Raw genomic sequence first — 20,150 nt, 5'->3', positions numbered from 1 at the left:
CGGTTGAAGAAAATGCCCGTATCGCAAGATACGGGCATTTTTCTTATGCGCTATATCCAAGGTGAAAACCGCTCCCAGAGCGCTCTGTTTCCACTCTCGCTAGACGAACTCATTCCCGATGACCATCTGGTTCGGGTGATCGAAGCCTATGTTTCGCTTCTGGACTTTGAGCTGCTGGGCTTCGACAAAGCCAGGCCCAAGGCCACGGGACGCCCTTCGTATGATCCCGCCGACCTGCTCAAACTCTACCTCTACGGCTATTTTCAGCGCATCCGCTCGTCGCGGCGGCTCGAGGCAGAGTGTCAGCGCAACGTTGAAGTCATGTGGCTGCTTGGCCGGCTGGCCCCTGATTTCAAAACCATCGCTGATTTTCGGCGCGATAACAGCGCTGCGTTCACCGCAACCTGCCGCGCCTTTGTTCGGTTTTGCCGAAATGCCGGTCTGATTGCCGGCGAGTTGGTGGCCATCGATGGCAGCAAGTTTCAGGCGGTTGCCTCAAGTCGCAAACACCTGACACCGAAAAAGCTCAAGCAGCGAGAAGCGGTGCTCGATAAGCGAATTGCGCGTTATCTGGCACAACTTGATGAAGCAGATCGTGGCGAGGATGGGGAATCGATTGATCGTTCAGCGGTGCAAGCCGCGCTTCAAGAGTTGCAGGTAAAAAAGGCCAATAACCAGACCTGTCAGGTGCTGATGGAGGCTCAAGGTCTGGTTCAACACGTCGTGGGCGAGCCCGAGGCCCAGAAGATGCGAACGGCGTCCGGCCCGCTCGTGGCTTACAACATTCAAAGTGCTGTAGATGCCAAACATTGTCTGATTCTGCACCACGAAGTCACTCAGGAAGGCACCGACAATCGCCAGCTCGATCCGATGGCCAAAGCGGCCAAAGAGGAGCTGCACCAATCCGAACTCTGCGTCACAGCGGATGCGGGCTACTCCAATGGCGCCCAGTTTCAGAGCTGTGAAGATGCCGGCATCACGGCGTTTGTGCCCCCGAATCGGTCCATCAACACCACCGGTGGCGACGAACAATACTTTGATCGAACCGAATTCATTTATGACACGGACAACGATCAATATCAGTGCCCCGCCGGCAACCAACTGACACTCAAACAACTGAGCAAGGGCGACCGGATCTATCAGGCGGCTATCAGCGACTGCCGAAGTTGTCCGCTCAAAAGCCGCTGCACCAAGGCCGAACGCCGGTATCTGACGCGCCATGCCCACGAAGCGGCATTTGAGCGAATGGAGCTGCGGATGAAGGCCCATCCCGAAATGATGGTCAATCGCCGATCCATCGTCGAGCATCCCTTCGGCAACCTGAAGCAATGGATCTTCGGCAATGGCCGGTTTTTGCTGCGCCAGTTACAGGGTACTCGCGCAGAAATGGCTCTTGCGGTACAGGCCTACAACTTGAAAAGAGCTATCCAGGTGCTGGGAGCGCAAAAACTGATGGAACTGATGGGCTAAGAGGCCCTTTCATTATTCAGATTTCAGATTTCAGATTTCAGATTTCAGAAAAGCAAAATGCCCCGACAAGTCGGGGCATTTGCTTTTAGCCGGCGCAGATTGCGTTTTCACACAGCCTGGTAGGGCCCCTTTTTTTGTTCGGTGCTTTACGCCGCTGTTTTTGCCGCCGCGGTTTCTTCTTCAATCGCAGTAGCGGTTAATTTATCCACTTCGCTTTCTTCCGCGGCGTCGCCGAGATTTGCGGCAATCGCATCGGCGTTTACGTCTTTTTTGGCTTTCTTGCGCGCGTCCGTTGCCATCAGTTGAAGCTTGCGGATCACGCGCATCAGCTGCCGCATTCTTTCATTGGCGACCAGATCGTTCTTGTCAGAGTCCAGGAAGCACATGAGCCAGCAGGTCTGGGCGGCGATGAGCATCTGGTCAAATGCTTGAATGATCTGCGCTAGGCGCATGATGAGAGGTGTCGACACGGTGAAACTGAATTCCGCGGCGTTGTCGTAACGCGCGGTCACGCCGGCGCTGTTGTTCTGCTCGAGGATATGTTTGAAGCGATCGCGCTCATTGATTACGTCGCGCTCCAGGCCGCTCAGTAATGTTTCTACAGCGGCCATGACTTCTGAATAGTTGAAAGCTTTGTTGCCATGGGACAGGGCTCTCGCGATAACGTCGATAGTGAAGAGTGCCCGCGCAGCGCCCTCGAAGCAGCGCCGATGCACCCGCTGCGCATGCTCGGTATTTAGGGTGTATTGGGAAGTGAGCGTTGCACTCGAGTATTTACCTTGAGGCTTGAAATCGTTTCCGTTTGCCATTTTTGGCTCCTTGGGTTGGGGGAGCCTTTACCTTATTCGGCATCGGATAGCGTTTTTTCTTAATCTGACCCTATAGGGGGGTCAGAAGCGGATGCTGATGCTTTACAGCTCTATGGAGTGGGGGTATTCTCGGCTCAATCTTCGCCCAAGCATGTTGCTTGAGTGTTGTTCCCGAAGGCTCTGCCTTTCGGGTTTTGTGTGAAGCTGGGCACCTATTACCAGCACATCCGGTCACGATTCGCGGTCATGACCTAACCCTAGAGGGGCTTTCTGTCCCCTTAGGGATGGAAGGCTCTTTTTTTTGGAGGCCTCCATGAAAACTTCTCTCGCTAAGCTCAACCTGCTTACCTTCGCTCCTCGGCCAGCATCTTTGGTCGTATGCGTCGTTCAATCTGCCAACACTTCAGCAACTCACTTTGCCCTGCGTATGCGCGCGAATGGGGAGATCGCATAATGAATACATTTCCTGTAGTCATTTTGGTCGCTGCTTTGGTTATTGGTTATCTCTGGCTTACACGTCGTCGCAAAGTAACTCCTCGCCAGGAGCCTACGATCGGTCGTGAAGCCACTGATGTTTCTCTGGTGTCGCCTAGTAAGGCCGCTCCAGCTAAAGCAGCTCAAGCAACGCTTGGTCTTGAGAAAAGTGACATCTTCGCTCTGCGAGGTGCCACCCGTATCAACCGGCTTCCGAAGGGGATCGATTACTCGGTCTACGACGAGCCGGCTTACCTGCGTCTTGGCAAAACACTTAGCTTTCAAAGTTAAGTTATGGACTGCGCCCTCTTGAGGGCGTAGTGCTGCAGGGGCCACCGTTAGGTGGTCCACCAAAGTCCTTCTTGGAGGGTTTCGGTGGACCACCTGGCGAGGAGCCCCACCATGAATCAGTTACAAGCAATCTACTTGATGGAGCTGCGGGAGCTTCTTGTGAGCGATGGAACCGTAAAGGTCCCAGAAAATATCGCTCAGACGGTGTCACCCGATGTACTCGACATTCGCTATTTAAAGCGATGGGCTGTGTTCAACAACATTATTCCGGAAGCCGCGGAGATCGGGATAACGATGTAGCTCTATTTGTGGCTGGGGGGAGCTGGCTCCCCCTTGAGGCTTCTTTTCCATCGACTGCACGGCTGCGATGGAAAAGAATCTTCCGAACTCACTTCACGGATTTCTGGTGGTCCTTGTGGCCCATCAGATGCAGAAGCTGGACTGCTTTATCCAGCACCCTAATAACCCCTCTGGGGCATTCCTTCCCAGTTGGGTTGGTACGCCTCGAAAACGTGGAGTGATCTTCATGGCTCGTGGCGTAAACAAAGTAATTTTGGTTGGTACCAGTGGCCAGGTACCCGAGGTGAAATATCTTCCTAATGGGAATGCTGTTACTAACCTCAGCCTGGCTACATCTGAGCAGTGGACTGATAAGCAAACTGGTCAGAAGGTTGAAAAAACTGAGTGGCATCGTGTGAGTCTTTTCGGACGAGTCGCTGAAATTGCCGGTGAATATGTCGTCAAAGGCTCTCAGGTCTACATCGAGGGCAAGCTTCAAACACGTGAGTGGGAGAAGGACGGTATCAAGCGTTATACGACAGAGGTTGTCGTCGACATGCACGGTACCCTTCAACTTTTGGGTTCCCGCCCAAGCGGTGATTCTAGAGGTACACCCGAATCGCGTCAGGCGTAACTAACAGCCAGTTGTAACCGGCCAAACATCGAACACTGCCTCGTTGGGCTCATAGCTCGGAGACGTGTTTGACACTTCATGAAATGCAATAAAACCCACGCGGGGTGCAATCCCCGAATGGGGATCGCCTCCGCTTTTAACCCGGAGGTTCCAATGTCAAGAAATCAATATGTAGCTCGTCCTAAGGCAGCCTTCACGCCTGAGAAAGCTAACGATCTTATCCTGAAGGCGAAAGACGATTTTCAGAAAATCGTCTCGTCCCTCAACAGCCGAATGGTTTTCACTCAAGAGGCGTTATTTGCGTATCACGCGATGATGTCTAACCCTTCTTTGTACGAAACGGCTGCCAGCAATGAGTGGAGCTTTAACCTGGCGATGCAGCAAATTGCATCATCTGGTCTGTCGCTCAACCCTGCGCTCGGACTCGCATTTTTGGTTCCGCGTCAGGGCAAGATAATTGCCGATGTCTCGTATCGCGGTCTCATGAAAATCGCCACGGATTCTCGTGCTGTTGACCTGGTGGTTGCTGAAGCCGTTTATAGCGGTGATCGGTTCATTTACAACGGCCCAACAGCCGAGCCTGATCATGTCTTCGATCCTTTTCTTAGCAAGAAAGATCGTGGCAGTTTTCGGGGGGTATACGTCAAAGCTTACCTGCCGTCTGGCAGGTTGGTCGTCGACCCTCTTAGTGCGGAGGATGTGTATTCCGCTCGATCGCTCTCAAAGGCCTTTCAGCATACCGATCCCAGCAAGCGTGGTCCGTGGGAAACTCATTTTGAGCCGATGGCCATCAAGACAGGAATCAAGAGTGCTTCGAAGTACTGGCCTAAAACCAGTCCGGTGCTTGAGAACGTTATTAGCTACCTGAATGAGGAAGCCGATGAGGGATTCAGCACTGGGCCGATTTCGCTAGCGACTGCTGCAAGAGATATGCATGGAACCTCCCATGCACCTAATGTGGTCGATCTAAGTGGAAACGTGTACGAGCACGGCCAACAAAACGAGGCACCGCAAGGTGTCGTCGATGCAGACGCTCCGAAACATGTTGATGGTGCGACAGTGCAGTCAGCTGATCCTCAACCTCAAGGGCCTAGTATTCCACTGGAAAACTCCAAACCTGATGGAAGAGGTGATCCTATTGAAGTCATCAAAAAACGGATTCAGAGCGTTTACGATCGAACCATGAAAAATGGCAGTTGGAATGCCGCTACCGAGTGGGCGCAGGCCCATCTCCGCGACGATCTCCAAGCCGAAGCTTTCGCTCTCTTCAAGAGGGGGGAGGCTGAGTATCAAGAGCGGCAGAAGGCTTCAGCCTAATGCCTAGCCCAACCCTTACGGGGATTCCTCCCCGTTGGGGCTGGGTCCCTCCAAAATCTGGAGGTGAATATGAAAATTGTGGACTTGCGACAACGCACGCCGGAATGGCATGCCTGGCGGGCACAAGGAGTCACTGCGACGTCTGCAGCTGTAATCCTTGGTCATCATCCGAACAAAACTCGCTGGCGCTTGTGGGCCGAGCTCACAGGGCGTGTGGCTTCGTTGGATCTATCGATGATCCCTCAGGTCCGGTTAGCAATCATGCTGGAGCCTCATGCGTTAGCGTGGTTCCAGGACAAATACGACACGGTGCTAATGCCGTACTGTGGAGAGTCAACCCTTCATCCTTTGCTTCGGGCAAGCTTCGATGGGGTGGAGTTGGATACGATGCGGCCGGTTGAGATCAAAATCTTGGCTGACTCGAATTTCAATGAGGTTGCGGAGCAAGGCGAGGAGTCATCGCATTACCGTCTGTACTGGTGGCAGGTTCAACATCAGCTGGCCGTATCAGGGGCTGATTTTGGTTATCTTGTCTTCTACCATACTCGCAATCAGCCAATCGTTTTCGAGGTCACTCGAAGCGATCAAGCAATCCAACTCATTCTGAAAGCATCGCTTGGTTTTTGGGCTAGTGTCGTCGCGGATAAGGAGCCAGAAAAGGATCCTGAACGTGATTACTTTACTCCTACTGGGGGCGGTTTGATTGAGTGGGAAGGCCACGCTACCAAGGCGGCAGCGCTTGACTCGGAGCTTGCATCACTTGAGGTACGTATCAAGGAACTGAAGGCTGAACGCGAGCAACTCCAGCAGGGCTTTGTCAGCTTGATGGGAGATTACCTCCTTGCAGAGGCTTCAGGGGTCAGAGTTTGTCGTTACAACCAGCAGGGTTATGTGAGATGGAAGGAAGCATTCACTTCGCTTCATCCAAACTATCCTGCAGAGAGCCTTGATGCTTTCCGCGGCGCGTCTTCGGAGAGGGTCAGGATTACGGTGAATGCACAGACGCCGATCACTACAGCACCGCTTGAGCAGCTTCTTCAGACAGTTGACTTTGATGAGACTGATCAGGCATTTTGCATATAGAAACAGGGGCCCCCGGGCCCTTGTATTCTTTCTGAAGGCTGCGGTAAGGGTTTCCTTACCAGAGTCTTTCGAATCTGTTCCTTGCCATGTGGCAAAGGACGATAGCGCAGCTGTTCGCTCAACAGCAAAATATCTAAACCCTCTGGGACACTCACATCCCAGTAGGGGTGTGGTGTCCCTCCAAACCGGAGATACACCATGAAACTTCAATCCATTATCCCTCTCAGGTCGTTCGGCATCCAAGGTCCCCAAGGCGATGTTAAAGCCCCAGGCTTTGCGCCCGATCATGAGTTGATGGGTATTGTTCCAAGCGTTAACCCTCATTACCTATTCCGCCCTGAACTTCGGTTGCCGGTAATGAATTTCCTCGTCAATCCTGGTGGGGATGCGTTGGGACTTGTTGGCCCTACTGGTGCTGGCAAAACCTCAATCGTTGCACAAGTCGCAGCTCGCTTGAATTGGCCATTTCGTACGATTGATGCTCACTCCCGTATGGAGATTCCTGAGCTTGTCGGACAGATGGGGCTCGATTGTGATCCCGTGACTGGTGATCAACGCACCGTGTTTCGTTATGGTCCTTTGGCCTTGGCGATGAAAGAAGGAGCAATATTCCTTCTGAACGAAGCCGACGTACTGGATCCCTCCGTTTTCGCAGGTTTGAATGCCGTGCTTGAAGGTGGGTACCTGGTGCTTGCAGATAACGGAGGGGAGATCATTCACGCTCACCCGAATTTCCGTTTCTGCATCACGGGGAATACCCGCGGCCAAGGTGACGAGACTGGGCTCTACAACGGTACCCTCTCGCAGAACCTTGCGTCGTGGGATCGTATTCGGTTGCTTGAGGTGCCCTACATTGATAAGGCATCTGAGATGGCGATTCTTCAATCGACAATGCCGACTGTAGATATCTCTATTTTGGAAACCATGGTCGACATCGCTAACCAGGTACGAAAACAATTTGTTGGCAACCCAGAAATGGATCTCCAACCTGGTGAGCAGGGCATTACGGTGACCTTCTCGACTCGTACCCTGCTGCGGTGGGCCCGTTTGGGCATTACCTACAGCAAAGCTGCAAATGCTAATTCGGGTTCGTTCCCGTTCGCTTCACCTTTGGCTCAAGCATTGCGTGAGTCTCTGAGCAACCGTGCTGACAAAGCGATGCGTCTGGTTCTCCATACCATTGCTAAAGACAAGTTTGGTAGTGCTTGGGGCGCTGATCCAGTGGTTAGCTAAGGGGTAGAAAAATGAGCCTGTTCTTCTCTGTTGTAAGTGAGGTTCAGGCCCGTGAAACCATCAAGCAAGCACTGCAGAGTCTCGACTCTGTAGCTGCTGTGCTTGGTCTTGCGGGCGCTGTATCAGATCTTCACGACCGTATGTTTACCCCAGTGGGCGCCGGTGAGCTTGATCTCATTGAGGACCGCAACTTGGTTCTTCTGTTGGTCGCTGTTGCTCATCACCTCGGCGACGCTAGTAACTCAAACCCGGTTCTGTCGCTGTCAGATACTGATGGCGCCGCTCTGAATTTCGGCGACACTAAACAAGTCGATGCTTATCTGTTGAGTATCGTTGGTCAGGAACCAGGGCAATACGATGCATGCGTCAAAGCTCTTGTTGAGCTAGGTGCGCTACCTCGTCCGATCGATCTATCTAGCTTGGCTAGTGCGGATTTCGGTTCGCAGGCAGCCGGTGAAGTAGACTTTTGTTTCTAACCCTTGCGGGGCTCTTCCCGCTGGGGAGAGCTCCGTTAAATAACTCGGAGCATCAATGAATCTTCCAACCTGCAAATCAGTAGAGCTTTGCACCAATCACCTTCGGAAAAGCGATGCCGAGCTACTTGAGCATCTCGCTGCGCGGCATTTTCAGCGATTTCACTGTGAAGGGTGGAATGGCCCTGTGGTGCTTAAAACTCGCTATGGTTTTGTAATTCCGATCGGTGAATTGACCGTGCGAGGCATCATCGAATCCGGCGCTTCAACCGAGTTTCGAGACATCCTCAATTGGTGCATTTCTCCAGAGGAGAATGTTACCTACTTGGGGTTTGATCGAGACGGGTATCTGGATGAAGACGTGCCACAATTCGAGTGGTAGTAAGGGAGCCCGTAAGGGCTCCCTCATTCGAGCCTCCTTTGCTATAGTCGGGCTATAGCAAAGAAGGTTCTCTGGTCGCTTATGTGAGTGGCCTTGTGAAGTGATAGCTGTTCACTATAAAACAGCATTTCCTATCAAAACCCATCGGGGCGTTCTTACCCCGTCGGGGCGAGACCGTCCTCTATACCCGGAGGCATCTCATGCAAATTTCATCACCCGTAAAAGAAATCGATACTCTCAGCAAGCTTCTGCTGGTCGACCTAAATGTCAGCATTTGGTCGGGCAGGAAGAAGCTTCGTACAGAGGATCTTGGAGCAGGTGTAACCCTGCCTCCTTCTGAACTTGCTTCCCTCGGAAGTAAGAAAATCATCAACTCAGACGAGCTCAAAGAGTTCGAAAATCTCAAGCGTAGGGCAGTTCGTTTGCTTGAGCTTAACGGTGTACGTTTTCTGGGGGGCTACGGTCTTCCAGATGAGGTTGCACCGGAGGTTGCTGCTGAGCTTGAGGACATTAAGCGCAAATTTGAAGATCAGCGTATTGCCTTTATCAAGGCCTACGATTCGAATTTCGATGCTTGGGTCAACAAATGGGCTAACCCTCAATGGCGTTCGGCAGTATTGAGTGCCAAAACTCCAAAGGATGTGGTTGCCCATAAATTTAATTTTCGCTTCACGCTCTGCCGCGTTGCTCCTGACACCTCGAACCCTAGCATTGCGAAAGGTCTGGCTCAGGAGGTCAATGGTCTCTCCGGCCAACTGTTCCGAGAAATTGCTGATGCTGCTGAAGATCTACTGGATAACAGCTTTGTTGGTAAGGACTCCGTGAGCAGAAAGGCGGTGAGTTCGATGCTGAAAATGCACAAAAAGCTGTCTTCACTGGCCTTTTTGAACCCTGGTGTTTCGTTGGTTGCCGACTACATGACCAATGTGATCGGTAAGCTTCCAAAATCGGGGCCTTACAAGGGAAGTGATTTTCAGGATTTGTTGTCCCTGATACTTACTTTGTCTGACGAGACCAAAATCCTGAAAATGGCGGGGCTCTTCCAGAAGTCGAATGCGGATGCACCAGGTGCATTCGTTGATCCAACACTTCAACTGTCGGATGACACAACTCCGGATTTCTCCGATTTCAACATCCTGGACGATGAAACAGCCTTTGATGTGTTGGCTGGAGCGATGGATTCAGCTCTCGTAGCTGAGACCTCTGCAACATCGTTTGCTGACCTTATGGCCGGCGCCGATCTGACAACCCTGAACGTAAACGAGCTGGCTTCATTGGCTCACGAGGTTCAGAACACTGCGATCAACGCCGCTGCGGAGAAGGCGAATGCTGATGATGTAGCTCCTCAAGTGGTTTCCAATGAGGTGTTTGATCACGTGGTGGCTGCCGATACATTTGCGGTCGACAGCATGGATTTCTGCCTTTAATCAAACCAACCCTTTCGGGGCGCTCTAGCCCCTTTGGGGTTGGAGTGCCTCCACTTTCTGGAGGTGCCTATGCAAAAGTCTTTGAACAATGCTTTTCCAATCATCGCTCGTTACTACACCGATGATTTGGGCGTGACAGTGGTGTGGGGTGGAAATCAGCCCGCTACCAAAAATAAGGTTCTGTATCTTCCAATGCTTACCGATGAGTCTCAGACAATGATCCTCGTCGCGCTAGGTTGGACAGCGCATGAATCTGCTCATATCAAGTACTCGGACGATGCCGTGTATGACAAGGCTGAGGCTGAAGCACTGTTCATCGTTCGGTTCATGAACATGCTCGAGGACATCCGGATTGAAAAACGGATGATGGCTGAGCATTTTTCCACGATTCATCCCCTTACGGTGATGGTCAAGGAGGTGCTTGCCGGAGGGCGTGATTTTAGCGGTCAGAACGAAGCAACACTCTTGATGAACGCATGTTTGATCATTGGTCGGGCTCGGCTTTTGAGTCAACCTTTGCTAGCTGAGGCGGCAATTATCGAACCGGAGCTCAAGAAGGTTTTCGGTGTCGGGAGGAGCACGAAGGTGCTTGGGCTTTTAAGCCAAGTCGCCGATCTGCCTGATACTGAGGCGGTTTATCAAATAACCCACCGGATGTTGGATGTGTTAGGTGAGGAGGAGGATCAACAGAAGCCGCCGACTCAACCTCAACAGCCTCAACCCCAGCAGAACCAGTCGCCACAGCAATCAAGTGGAGAACCTGGACCCGATCAAGATGGCAACGATCAGGATCAAGTCTCTCAACCCAAAAGCAATGGTTGTGGCGCTGGAGATGAAGGGGATGATAAGGACGATCCAGCTAAGTCCGGAAGCCCTGCGAGTGGTGTTTCTGATGGTCAGAATTTGAAACAGAAGATCCTTTCTGCATCCGATGACGACTTGAAAGATGCCATTTCTGATGTCGCATCTTTGGCATCCGACATGGTTGCCAAGGTTGTAGATCATCAAACGCCAGTACCTTCATTGGTCATAAAAGACCCAATCGGTTCTGAGCTGCAGGCGATGCGCGTCTTTAAAAATGGCCAGGCCGCTTCCATGGGGCTCCGCCAGGTTATGAGCAGTCTGATTCAAGGTTCTCGTAACGCGCGTGCAAGTCTGAGAAGTAGCGGCAGCAAAATCGAGGGCAGTCGTCTTGCACGGGTGCGGGTTGGGGAAAACCGGATCTTCCGGCGACAAGAACCTGTGCAGCGGACGAATGCCGCTATTCAGTTAGTTCTGGATGGCTCTAGTTCGATGTCGATGAAAATTGTCGGTCCGAACGAAAACCTTGACGTGCTATCAGATACCGAGCGCGAGGCAGTAATTAACGCTCGTAAATCTGCGCTACAGATCGCCGAAGAAAGTGCCTTTGCAATTTTGACGGCTTTGGAAGGTATTTCCGGTGTAACCACAGGAGCAATGATCTTTCCAAAGAACCACGGTCGTGAGAGCGCAGTCGGTGTGCTGAAGCGGCATAGTCAGAACCTGGCCAACGCTTTCCGCGAGGGCCGTTTTGGGCAGGTTCCCCGCGGGTCAACACCATTGTCTAACGCAATGTGGCCAGCCGCTGGTGATCTTCTAAAAGCCAAAGGTGAGCGGAAGGTAATGATCGTTATTACCGACGGTGATCCGGATCATGCTGACTCAGCAAGAACCATGGTTGATCGTTGCCGTGCTTCTGGAATCGAGGTGTTTGCTATCGCTTTTGGATCAGCGAACACCAGAAAGCTTCAGGATATTTTCGGTGACAACCATTGGGAGTTCCTTACTGACCTATGCCAGTTACGGAACGCTCTGAATAACCTGGTACAACAGGTACTAATCCAAGCCGCATAAAAACGGCAAACCCTAGGGGGCTCATCACCCCCGTAGGGGTGGTGCGCCTCCTCCTACCCGGAGGTTCCACCATGCAATTTGCTTTAGCTTTAGGAGAGGGATTCATCCCTGAGGGGCGTCAGGTGCTAGGTAAGCAATTACCGAAAACCCGACGCCCAAAAAAGATCCTTACCAACGCTGACATTGAGCAGCTCTACCTAGATCTCCTGGCTATGCCGGAGGATCAGTTGGAGCAGTTCGAATGGACTGATGACTACATTGATTTGCTTCGAGAGAAGCTCCTTTATGAGGCATGCCATGTCCTGTTGGACAAGCGTGCAGCAGTCGCGACTCGTCGTGACAGATGGGGGTGGATCATGAGCGAAAGTGTTGGGCCATTTTCATTTATGGTCTGTGCTTACTTTGCAGGAGTAAGGGGGGACGAGCTTCGCGAATCCCTTGTTCATCTCTGCCGTCGTGAAAAAGTGATTGATCAGCTTCAACAAGTGGCCTAACCAGGCCGCATAATTTTTATAACCCAATGGGAAGCGATCTTTCCCATTGGGGAGGAGCTTCCTCCCAAACCGGAGAAGACCCATGCGTTTCAATCAAGCTCATACCATTCAACCTCTGTGCATTGAACTGTTTCCCTATCAGGAAGCCGCTCACAATCGCTCCAGAGCTGAGTTCATAGCTATGGCTTCACAACAGCAGGAGATGAACTGCGAACGTCGCAGGGACTTTCTAAAGCGTTTTGAGGTTCTCAAGGCAGCGGGTGAGTCAATTCGCTCGTTTCCGGCAAATCTTCGTAGGCCCTTCGCGGGTTATGAGATGCCGCCGGCTCCTCGTTTTACAAGTGGTGATCTTGATCATCCAATGCCAGCTGCAAGTCATCATCTGTTGGATGAGATTCCATTAGGCACCCTGGATGACTATGCGAATCTGTGCATTGATGATGACTTCGATGGCCAGCCTACCTCGGCAATGAGCTCCCCTCGCAATGGCGGGAGCTCAATAAAAGCGGTAGCCGGTACTGATCGGGTTGATCAACCTCAACAGCAATTGGTGGACGATTCCGAGGGGATTGACTGGTCCAATGCTAAGACGGGTGTGGTTCGGCAGGTCGGCCGCTATCGTTACAAGTTTGACCAGAAGGAATCAATGTCGTACCTGGTTCGCCTTGGTCAACATAACTACGTTTGGGGTATAGACCTTGAGCGTGTTGTGAATCTTCACAGCATTAAGCGTGGTGATCGCATTTCCTTGAAGTGTGTTGGTAAGCAGCCTGTCGAGGTCGAGGTTGATGAGGTTCAGCCTGATCAATCTGTTATCACTGTCAAGAAGTGGGTAGAGCGCAACACCTGGGTAGCAAAGGTTCATCAACGTGCACCTGAGCCATCGCAGGATAAGTAGTAGTTCAGCCAGGGTCGCCAATCGGCGGCCCTGGCTGAGTCCTTTTTCGAGAGCCTATCGTTGTCAAAAAAGGATTCATTGCGCTCGGATGTTCCGACGCTTGAGTAGCTGATATCAGCATTTAAATACCCAGTGGGGTTTCATACTCCCGCTTGGGGGGGTATGGCCTCACTCTCTAGGAGTCGCTATGTCCAACATGAATCCAGTTCGAAAATACCTCACAGTTCTCAGTGGCCAGGGAATATCTGTTCCCCCAGAGCTGTTTACATATCTGACTGCTTTGGAGTCCCTTCAGGAAGCCGCTGAAAGACTCATATCCTCTGCCGACGATGCTGGTTGTGACACCAGCCTAACGGTGGTCGACTCTGGCTTTCTCAAGCAGGTTCGCATGCAAATCTGCGAACTTGATCGTCCACTTGTGACAACCGGCGAGGTGACGATTCAACTGACGCTATCCACCCTAGACCGCTTTGGCGAACTCTATGGTGAAATTAGGCCGGCGCTCAGCACAGCTGCAATCTCAGAAATCCTTAGTATTGCGGTTCATGCTGCCGTAATTCACGGGAAGGGGTTGTATCTAGGGAATGTCCTTGATGAGCTTGTCGAGAGTCTCGAAACTCGAGATGTCTTAAATCACCAAGGTGATCTGGACCTGTCGAAATGTACCGTTGAAGTAACATTCGATGTCGACACGTCCGATGGCCTTCAGGATGCTGATCTAGGGGCAGCTGTGCACGCCCTTACGGGGCGTCGCGTATTGATAGATCGCACTCATGTTGCTGGCGCATCGGCACTTCACCTGAATATGTCGTACCCAAACGCTAGCAAATACGGCGTACCAGAGGTGGCGACAATCCAGGGTGCTAAGGCACTTGCGAGCCATTTTGGACTCGAGCATTCAGCTCTTGAACTCGCAACTGAGGACACCGGTGACGATAGTGCTGATGAAATTGTTCTCACCGTCAGGATGCCAGCGACAGCAGTGTATCTCGGTGGTATGTCGCTTGTTAGAGATGTTGCCGGCCGCAAATTAACAATTGGATTCGACCGATTGAACGCGGATGAGCAGATAAATTTCGTGAATCAGTGTGTGAAAACACAGTTTTCAGTACCTGCCATTTAACGCGGTGCCCCGATTTACTAAAGGGGTACGCATCACACATAACCCAGCAGGGCTCTGTCCCTCTCGGGGCGGGCTCTTGCTTCAAACAAGGAGCAAGCAGTGACTAAAATTATTAACCAAAACCCCAATATTCGGTTTAGACAAGGCCTCCGGTACCACGGGACATGGGAGCACGATTGCTGGATCGATGGAAAACAACTCAAGCTAGTCGTCGGTGACAATTCCTATGAGGGGCGGCGGGAGTACTTCTCTGGGTTGAATGACGAGGAGTTTGTTCGGGATGTGATTGGTCGAAGGGACACGATCAGCTTTATGGACAACACAGTCGTGCCCGATGAGCTTGTATTGGCTTTCAATGAGTGGCGGCATTTGGCTCATGTTGAGCGGGTGCAGCGCCTTACAACCCAGCCTGAGCGTTATGGGGATATTCCTCCCAGCGATTCAATTCTGCTCCCCTTCCCAACGGTGATGCCCGTTGTCTATCAGCAGGGTGCGGGGTGGGTTCGCACCAGCTCAAAGGTGGCCTCTAAGTGAGCGGCTGTAACTCGCAGGAGACTATCCAGTACGAAGGTCAGATCTCGGTTTTCAGAAGCCCATTCTGTTCAAAGATACTTTTGGCTGATAAAGCGGTGATTGACCGGTATGGCAATCTTTCCTGGTACGCGCTTTTGCCCGATGACCCGCGTGGGCTTAAGGCAATTGATGAGTATCTGAAATCCGGAAAGTGACGTTCAATGTATAGCTGCCCCCCCCTTAGTCGGGGGGGCGTTTTGAGAGCATATCCCAGAGCATGAAACCGCTCCGGAATATGTTTTCTTTTGTCAGTGTGTACTGACAGGAAAAGCTGAATACTCAGCACCGGCATAAGCCGATTAAACCCCTGCGGGCCTTTTTCCCGTTGGGGGAGGGGGCTGCCTTCTGGAGATGACCCTATGCTTAATAAATCCACTCAAGCGCACCGTTCGAGCGTTCATTGGTTGCTGTCTTACCAAGGCCGGCATACCTACGAATGTGCTTTCGCCGGTGAGCAGTTTCGAGTAGCGGTGCAAATTGCAAAGGAGCGCTACCCCGAATATTCAAACCTGTCCAAGGAATCGTTTGAGCGCTCGGTGAAAGGTGCCGTCGGGTTCGTAACCGCAGCAACGTCGAGGCTGACTACCGACTTCATCGCGATGTTCAACCGCTTGCGATACGAGGAGTGGTCAGCTCAAGTAAGTGAAATGCTAAAGCAGCCGGAACGCTTTAAGGGATTTATCCCTGAGGGATTCAAGGTCTATGTGGGCGCTGTCTACAGTCCGACGGGGTGGAGGCGATTACAAAGTTTTGAGGAGGTAAGGGGCCTGGCCGGCATACCTCCTGACGTGGCCATCGACCCAACGATTGATATTCAGTGAGTATCGAATCCTGTTTCATTGGGTTTGGCTACTTTTGTGTGCTATCGGGTGGCTTGCACAGCATGTGATCGCCAGGCACAATCGTTGGCGGTTTCATTCGGTTTGAACCGACTGTTCTCAGCTGAACTTCCAGCAAATACCCCATCCCATGCGGACCTCATCCGTGAGGGGAAGCTCTTAGACAAGAGCTGCATCCACTTCAAATTAATACCCAAGATTCCTCACCACGGACACCACTGAGTCATTAATGGTGGGCGCCGTGACGTGGCGCGGATTCAATCTATTGGCCTCATCAATCTTTTGGTTTGATGAGCTCACCATTCAAAAAAACACCCTCGAGGGAGCGAAGCCCCTCTTGGGTTTGGCTCTCTCTTTCGCAGGAGAGAAACCATGACGTGCATCACCGACACCCAATACGGATTTCGATTTGTAAGCAGCTACCAGGGCGTTTTCAGCTATGAAGCTACCATTCCAAATGGACGCTCTGTAGGCGAATGTGTACGGCTCATGTGCCGTGTTGAACGCCAGCCGTACATTCAGCCCGCAACAATTTCTGAGGCTGACTGGGAATTGCAAGTAAATGGAAAACTTGGAATGGTGACTTGCTATCCACCTGAGCTCCTCACGAACGAGTTTGTTGCGGCTTTCAATCAGTGGCTTTTTGCTGAGTGGCAGCGTGACGTTTCACAAATCGTAAAATTCCCTAAGATCTATGGGCCGTATGAAGGTGGAAGCTTTCAGGTTCTTGTTGGCGGGAAATTCGAAGTAGAGAAGGGCTGGATTCCGCTTCAGTCCAAGGCCGATGTCGCTAAATTGGCCGGCCTCTCGTTTGAAAGCTCTGGTGTGATGTAGAAATACTTCGCGTGAGATAGCCCGGTTGTCGGGCTTTCTCACGCGTCATCCAACAGTCCTTTGACCAAGCCAAATAATCTTGGCTTGGTGAAAGGATTTATCTGTTGCCTTGAGGCGTCAGAGAAAACTAGCTGGTGTTACCAGCACTTCAATCACCCTGCAGGGTTTCATGACCCCGCACCGGGGACATGGCTCTGCTCCATCACGGAGCTGCATCATGAATAACTTACACGCCTGGATTTCCCATACCAACGATGGTCGGGCAATTGTTTTTCTATCAGCAACCAAGCGCGTTGGGGACATCCCGAATGCATCCGAGGCGATTGCTGGAAGCCTATTCGAGGCCTTCAAGGCATCGTTTCGGGATTACAGCGCTGGACTTCTTTCAGCGCAGGTTCCTGTAAATGCAACCCATCTGGGTTGCGTGATCGATGGTGACGTAGATATTTCCGCTTGTTTGATGTTCCTCGTCAAAGCGGGATTGAAGAACTACTGGGTCGCAAACTTTGGTCGCTTCACCCGTTTGAGTGCTCTTTGGCTTCATATCCAAGGTTGCCTTGGCTATTCCGCCGGCGAGTTCCACGTTGTGCACGACGAATACATGCGAGCGGTTATGGCTAATCACTCCAATCTGGACGCCCTTGCACCGCAGGTCCTAGTGATTCTCAATGACGGAAACCCAGTACAAGTTCAGACGTTTGGCTTGCCGGACATCACCAAAATCACTGTTGTGAATCAGTTGCATCAGGATGACGTGACGTCTGAGGAACCGTTAGATCTGCTAAGGCTTTCGTTCGCCAACGGGCAAGTTGTCGAGTCCGTGAAGGACGTGACGCCTGAAGTTCAGGCCGTGAAAAGCGTGAAAGACTTGGCTGTTCTGGCCTGACCCCTGAGGGCATCGTCCCTTAGGGGCGTTGCTCCTCCCATTTCTAGGAGTGTGAGATGACAACCGATTCGAATTTGGCCACACAGAATGAATCTGACGGTGGTATTGAGAGTACGAGTTCTGCAGCGCCGGCGATTTTCGTCCGTGATGAAGAGGTTCGCCATACCCTGATTGCGGCTTTGCGCTTTTGGCAAGAGAAGGGGATGTGCGATCCCGTTAATCGATCAGATGAAATGCAGGACCTGGCCACAAATGGGGATGAGGTTACGTCCCTATGTGATGTAGATGTCGATCGCCTTGTTGAGGACCTTGTGTGGCCTCCCACGGCTGAAGATTTTAGCGTGCTGCTCAATCAAAAAACCTAAATGTGCCGGCCCTTTTTGGGCCGGCAACAACGAAAGAATTCTTTCCTTTGTCTACGCAAAGGATATACGCAAGGATTCTTCGACTGCTCATGTGAGCGGCCGAGAAAAACAGCTGGCGATCGTCAGCACTTTAAAACCCACAGGGGCAATCATCCCCTTGGGGGTGGTGCTCCTGCATAACCGGAGTATCACCATGACGACTATTTTGAACGTAACAATTGGCGAATCCAGAAGCGGCGTTGCTCGGGTCTGGATGGAAGGTCAAAAGCTGGTTCACGCTGGCATTAAGATCGGTGCGAAGTACCTGGTTCGAGGCGATGAAACACAAAAACGCATCGAGCTGGTGCCGGTTGATGATGGTTCGGTTGAAGAGGGGCTTGTGACCGTCTCCAAGCGTGAGCGCAACGGTTTGATCACCCCACTATTGGAGATTCGCACCGAGCTGCTCAAGTCCTTCTATGAGGGCTGCGAGAAAGTTCGTGTGGTGATTCGTAATGGTCGTCTCGCGATCTCAGCGCTGCATGTTGAGATGAAGATTCGGGAGCGCGTGGAGCGACTTAAGCAGAAACTGGCCAATAAGGAAAAATTGGCATGTGGCTCGCTTTTCCACGGCGGAGGTGTACTCGATAAAGCGTTGCACTCAGGCCTGTTAGCTGCCGGAGTAGCAACGTTTATTCAGGTAGGCGTTGAGATTAATGGCGACTACTTGGATGCATCGTTGCGCAACAATCAAGAGCTATGGAGCGCTGACTCAATCGCTGTCTGCTCGGACATTCGCGACCTGGACATGAGCAATGCCATTCCTCAATTGTCGATGGTCGTCGGTGGAGTACCCTGCACGGGCGCCAGCCGGTCCGGCAAGGCGAAAAATAAGATCAAGCATGCTGAAGAGCACGATACGGCAGGAACGCTGTTCAACGACTTCCTTGATTTTACAAAAGCCTCCAATCCAGCAGTAATTCTGATTGAAAACGTCAAGGATTATGCGAGCTCCGCCGGCATGGCAGTGATTCGCAGCACCCTGACTTCAAGAGGTTACAACCTGTACGAAACGGTTCTCGTTGGTACGGATTTTGGCGTTCTTGAGGCTCGTGAGCGAATGGTGTTTGTTGCCATTACGAAGGGGCTTGATGTGGACTTTTCTTTCCCTGAGAAGGGTAAGAAAACAACGCAGACAGTTGCTGACATTCTTGACAGCGATATTTCTCTGAGTTCGGACCGCTGGAAAGCGTATGAGTACCTCGCTATCAAGGAGGAGCGCGATAAGGCCAATGGCAAGGGGTTTCGTCGTCAGCTGATCAGCTATGACAGTACATCAGTGGGCACGATGACTCGGGGTTATCAGAAGGTGAGAAGTACTGATCCTCATCTTCAACACCCGGAGAACTCGACCCTCTCCCGTCTCTTCACGCCGCATGAGCATGCCCGTTTGAAAGGTGTTCCCCAAAGTCTTATTGAGGGGCTTTCAGAAACAACGGCGCATGAACTCTTAGGTCAGTCTGTTATTGGGCCGGTCTTTGAGGCGGTGGGATATAGCCTCGGTCTGGCGCTGACACATCAAAAGCCAAAGCCCGTTTTCAACGAGCTGGTTGCATCCGGCGTGATTGATTTTCCTGGGCAGGAGACTGCTAAGGATGGCGTTACAGATTGGGATGTAATTCTGGAAGTAGGGAATAAAGCAGATCAGGTGCCGCAGTCGATCACCAGTCAGCCTTCCCCCTCCCAGGTAGCGCTAGAGTTCGCCTAGCAAACTCTGTAACCACGTTCGCGATGGTATTCATCGTTAACTACGTGAGGTCTAGCTGACCTTTTTTACCCTGACGGGCATTCATCCCGTCAGAGGTGCATGTCCGCCTTAACCATAGGTGCCATGCATGAACCCAATACTCCTTGCAGCCCGGATGATGGGCGATCGGAAAATGACTCGACGTGGGACGGCCAAGACGGAGTCCTGTACGATTTTTCTTTGGGAGCTTGATGACGGAAAGGTGATTGAGTTGATTCGTGATACGCCAATCTCAGGCACTCACTGCTTTCGTAGTGTGAAGGAGCGAGGTGAGCCTTTTGAGACTCTCCTCAACTACTACGAGCGGGGCCACGCACGGGTCTTCTCACCCAATCGCTTTATGGCGGCTTGATCCGGTTTCACCTGTCCTTTCGGGCGGGTGAAGCCTCTACCATCTCGCGATTTCTTGTCGTATAGTTTCGCCGAGGCTGCTCAGCCTCATCTGCATAGCTGGATGATCAGCACTCTTGTGAACACCACCATCCCCGCGATTTCTTTCCCAAGCAAGGTTTGCGAAAGCAATTGCCTCTCGCAGTCGTTGCTCGACTGCAGATCGCTTAGCTGACAGCAATTCAGCATTTCTCAATCAACTTCTAAAACCCTTT

20 protein-coding genes and 1 pseudogene are annotated in these 20,150 nt (G+C 51.9%); 20 read left to right on the top strand and 1 reads right to left on the bottom strand.

All coding sequences use genetic code 11. From position 1 onward, the window contains the following. Positions 1-45: 45 nt before the first annotated feature. The gene (locus AC07ZE_RS31055; protein WP_044271542.1) at positions 46-1,470 is read left to right on the top strand and encodes an IS1182 family transposase; all 1,425 of its coding nucleotides are present in this window, start codon (positions 46-48) and stop codon (positions 1,468-1,470) included. A 146-nt stretch (positions 1,471-1,616) separates the two neighbouring features. On the opposite strand, the gene AC07ZE_RS31050 is transcribed toward AC07ZE_RS31055, so the two are convergent. Then, on the bottom strand, positions 1,617-2,279 hold the full coding sequence (locus AC07ZE_RS31050; protein WP_057978746.1) for a hypothetical protein: 663 nt from the start codon (positions 2,277-2,279) through the stop codon (positions 1,617-1,619). Between the two features lie 453 nt (positions 2,280-2,732). Between AC07ZE_RS31050 and AC07ZE_RS31045 the strand changes: the two genes are divergently transcribed. The 19 genes and pseudogenes from AC07ZE_RS31045 (at position 2,733) to AC07ZE_RS30955 (ending at position 19,506) form a co-directional block, all read left to right on the top strand. Beyond that, positions 2,733-3,044, top strand: a complete 312-nt coding sequence (locus tag AC07ZE_RS31045; RefSeq protein WP_125919923.1) for a hypothetical protein — start codon at positions 2,733-2,735, stop codon at positions 3,042-3,044. Positions 3,045-3,155: 111 nt separating this feature from the next. Further along, a complete protein-coding gene (locus tag AC07ZE_RS31040) occupies positions 3,156-3,344 on the top strand; it encodes a hypothetical protein (protein WP_010466589.1) in 189 nt (62 codons plus the stop codon). 226 nt (positions 3,345-3,570) lie between these two features. After that, positions 3,571-3,933 (top strand): annotated as a pseudogene (ssb, locus tag AC07ZE_RS31035) (single-stranded DNA-binding protein); the annotation flags it as partial. A 177-nt stretch (positions 3,934-4,110) separates the two neighbouring features. Beyond that, complete coding sequence (locus AC07ZE_RS31030) at positions 4,111-5,274, top strand: RecT family recombinase (RefSeq protein ID WP_057978739.1); 1,164 nt, start codon at positions 4,111-4,113, stop codon at positions 5,272-5,274. A gap of 69 nt (positions 5,275-5,343) precedes the next feature. Beyond that, a complete protein-coding gene (locus AC07ZE_RS31025) occupies positions 5,344-6,357 on the top strand; it encodes a YqaJ viral recombinase family nuclease (RefSeq protein WP_010466595.1) in 1,014 nt (337 codons plus the stop codon). Positions 6,358-6,555: 198 nt separating this feature from the next. After that, complete coding sequence (locus tag AC07ZE_RS31020) at positions 6,556-7,590, top strand: AAA family ATPase (protein WP_057978737.1); 1,035 nt, start codon at positions 6,556-6,558, stop codon at positions 7,588-7,590. A gap of 11 nt (positions 7,591-7,601) precedes the next feature. Continuing rightward, positions 7,602-8,066, top strand: coding sequence for a hypothetical protein (locus tag AC07ZE_RS31015; RefSeq protein WP_057978735.1), 465 nt, complete (start codon positions 7,602-7,604; stop codon positions 8,064-8,066). A 55-nt stretch (positions 8,067-8,121) separates the two neighbouring features. After that, the gene (locus tag AC07ZE_RS31010) at positions 8,122-8,445 is read left to right on the top strand and encodes a DUF5983 family protein (RefSeq protein WP_125919922.1); all 324 of its coding nucleotides are present in this window, start codon (positions 8,122-8,124) and stop codon (positions 8,443-8,445) included. Between the two features lie 200 nt (positions 8,446-8,645). Next, positions 8,646-9,872: a DUF3150 domain-containing protein gene (locus tag AC07ZE_RS31005; protein WP_057978734.1), complete on the top strand. Its 1,227-nt coding sequence runs from the start codon at positions 8,646-8,648 to the stop codon at positions 9,870-9,872. Between the two features lie 69 nt (positions 9,873-9,941). Beyond that, complete coding sequence (locus tag AC07ZE_RS31000; RefSeq protein WP_057978732.1) at positions 9,942-11,747, top strand: VWA domain-containing protein; 1,806 nt, start codon at positions 9,942-9,944, stop codon at positions 11,745-11,747. Between the two features lie 71 nt (positions 11,748-11,818). Continuing rightward, on the top strand, positions 11,819-12,241 hold the full coding sequence (locus AC07ZE_RS30995) for a hypothetical protein (protein WP_010466604.1): 423 nt from the start codon (positions 11,819-11,821) through the stop codon (positions 12,239-12,241). An 82-nt stretch (positions 12,242-12,323) separates the two neighbouring features. Beyond that, a complete protein-coding gene (locus AC07ZE_RS30990; RefSeq protein WP_057978730.1) occupies positions 12,324-13,139 on the top strand; it encodes a hypothetical protein in 816 nt (271 codons plus the stop codon). A gap of 187 nt (positions 13,140-13,326) precedes the next feature. After that, complete coding sequence (locus tag AC07ZE_RS30985; protein ID WP_057978728.1) at positions 13,327-14,262, top strand: hypothetical protein; 936 nt, start codon at positions 13,327-13,329, stop codon at positions 14,260-14,262. A 99-nt stretch (positions 14,263-14,361) separates the two neighbouring features. Then, the gene (locus AC07ZE_RS30980) at positions 14,362-14,796 is read left to right on the top strand and encodes a hypothetical protein (RefSeq protein WP_057978726.1); all 435 of its coding nucleotides are present in this window, start codon (positions 14,362-14,364) and stop codon (positions 14,794-14,796) included. 398 nt (positions 14,797-15,194) lie between these two features. After that, entirely contained in the window at positions 15,195-15,656 is a 462-nt protein-coding gene (locus tag AC07ZE_RS30975; RefSeq protein WP_057978724.1) for a hypothetical protein, read from the top strand. A 390-nt stretch (positions 15,657-16,046) separates the two neighbouring features. Then, entirely contained in the window at positions 16,047-16,508 is a 462-nt protein-coding gene (locus AC07ZE_RS30970) for a hypothetical protein (protein ID WP_057978722.1), read from the top strand. A gap of 217 nt (positions 16,509-16,725) precedes the next feature. Further along, positions 16,726-17,394, top strand: a complete 669-nt coding sequence (locus AC07ZE_RS30965) for a hypothetical protein (RefSeq protein ID WP_057978720.1) — start codon at positions 16,726-16,728, stop codon at positions 17,392-17,394. A 56-nt stretch (positions 17,395-17,450) separates the two neighbouring features. Next, entirely contained in the window at positions 17,451-17,759 is a 309-nt protein-coding gene (locus AC07ZE_RS30960) for a hypothetical protein (RefSeq protein ID WP_057978718.1), read from the top strand. A gap of 193 nt (positions 17,760-17,952) precedes the next feature. Then, positions 17,953-19,506 carry a DNA cytosine methyltransferase gene (locus AC07ZE_RS30955; protein WP_082631641.1) on the top strand — a complete coding sequence of 518 codons (1,554 nt, stop codon included), beginning with the start codon at positions 17,953-17,955 and terminating at the stop codon, positions 19,504-19,506. The last annotated feature ends 644 nt before the right edge of the window (positions 19,507-20,150 follow it).

It is taken from the genome of Pseudomonas sp. GW101-3H06, assembly GCF_059424605.1.
Note: the sequence above shows the minus strand (reverse complement) of the source record. Positions and strands in the feature narration are given on the sequence as shown.

What these genes read in the sequence shown, in the direction of transcription:
- AC07ZE_RS30970 (WP_057978722.1), top strand. Translation starts at nt 16,047, where the DNA reads ATGACGTGCATCACCGACACCCAATACGGATTTCGATTTGTAAGCAGC.
- AC07ZE_RS31020 (WP_057978737.1), top strand. Translation starts at nt 6,556, where the DNA reads ATGAAACTTCAATCCATTATCCCTCTCAGGTCGTTCGGCATCCAAGGT.
- AC07ZE_RS31025 (WP_010466595.1), top strand. Translation starts at nt 5,344, where the DNA reads ATGAAAATTGTGGACTTGCGACAACGCACGCCGGAATGGCATGCCTGG.
- AC07ZE_RS31055 (WP_044271542.1), top strand. Translation starts at nt 46, where the DNA reads ATGCGCTATATCCAAGGTGAAAACCGCTCCCAGAGCGCTCTGTTTCCA.
- AC07ZE_RS31015 (WP_057978735.1), top strand. Translation starts at nt 7,602, where the DNA reads ATGAGCCTGTTCTTCTCTGTTGTAAGTGAGGTTCAGGCCCGTGAAACC.
- AC07ZE_RS31050 (WP_057978746.1), bottom strand. Translation starts at nt 2,279, where the DNA reads ATGGCAAACGGAAACGATTTCAAGCCTCAAGGTAAATACTCGAGTGCA.
- AC07ZE_RS30995 (WP_010466604.1), top strand. Translation starts at nt 11,819, where the DNA reads ATGCAATTTGCTTTAGCTTTAGGAGAGGGATTCATCCCTGAGGGGCGT.
- AC07ZE_RS30985 (WP_057978728.1), top strand. Translation starts at nt 13,327, where the DNA reads ATGTCCAACATGAATCCAGTTCGAAAATACCTCACAGTTCTCAGTGGC.
- AC07ZE_RS31005 (WP_057978734.1), top strand. Translation starts at nt 8,646, where the DNA reads ATGCAAATTTCATCACCCGTAAAAGAAATCGATACTCTCAGCAAGCTT.
- AC07ZE_RS31040 (WP_010466589.1), top strand. Translation starts at nt 3,156, where the DNA reads ATGAATCAGTTACAAGCAATCTACTTGATGGAGCTGCGGGAGCTTCTT.
- AC07ZE_RS30960 (WP_057978718.1), top strand. Translation starts at nt 17,451, where the DNA reads ATGACAACCGATTCGAATTTGGCCACACAGAATGAATCTGACGGTGGT.
- AC07ZE_RS30975 (WP_057978724.1), top strand. Translation starts at nt 15,195, where the DNA reads ATGCTTAATAAATCCACTCAAGCGCACCGTTCGAGCGTTCATTGGTTG.
- AC07ZE_RS30965 (WP_057978720.1), top strand. Translation starts at nt 16,726, where the DNA reads ATGAATAACTTACACGCCTGGATTTCCCATACCAACGATGGTCGGGCA.
- AC07ZE_RS30955 (WP_082631641.1), top strand. Translation starts at nt 17,953, where the DNA reads ATGACGACTATTTTGAACGTAACAATTGGCGAATCCAGAAGCGGCGTT.
- AC07ZE_RS31045 (WP_125919923.1), top strand. Translation starts at nt 2,733, where the DNA reads ATGAATACATTTCCTGTAGTCATTTTGGTCGCTGCTTTGGTTATTGGT.
- AC07ZE_RS31030 (WP_057978739.1), top strand. Translation starts at nt 4,111, where the DNA reads ATGTCAAGAAATCAATATGTAGCTCGTCCTAAGGCAGCCTTCACGCCT.
- AC07ZE_RS30990 (WP_057978730.1), top strand. Translation starts at nt 12,324, where the DNA reads ATGCGTTTCAATCAAGCTCATACCATTCAACCTCTGTGCATTGAACTG.
- AC07ZE_RS31000 (WP_057978732.1), top strand. Translation starts at nt 9,942, where the DNA reads ATGCAAAAGTCTTTGAACAATGCTTTTCCAATCATCGCTCGTTACTAC.
- AC07ZE_RS31010 (WP_125919922.1), top strand. Translation starts at nt 8,122, where the DNA reads ATGAATCTTCCAACCTGCAAATCAGTAGAGCTTTGCACCAATCACCTT.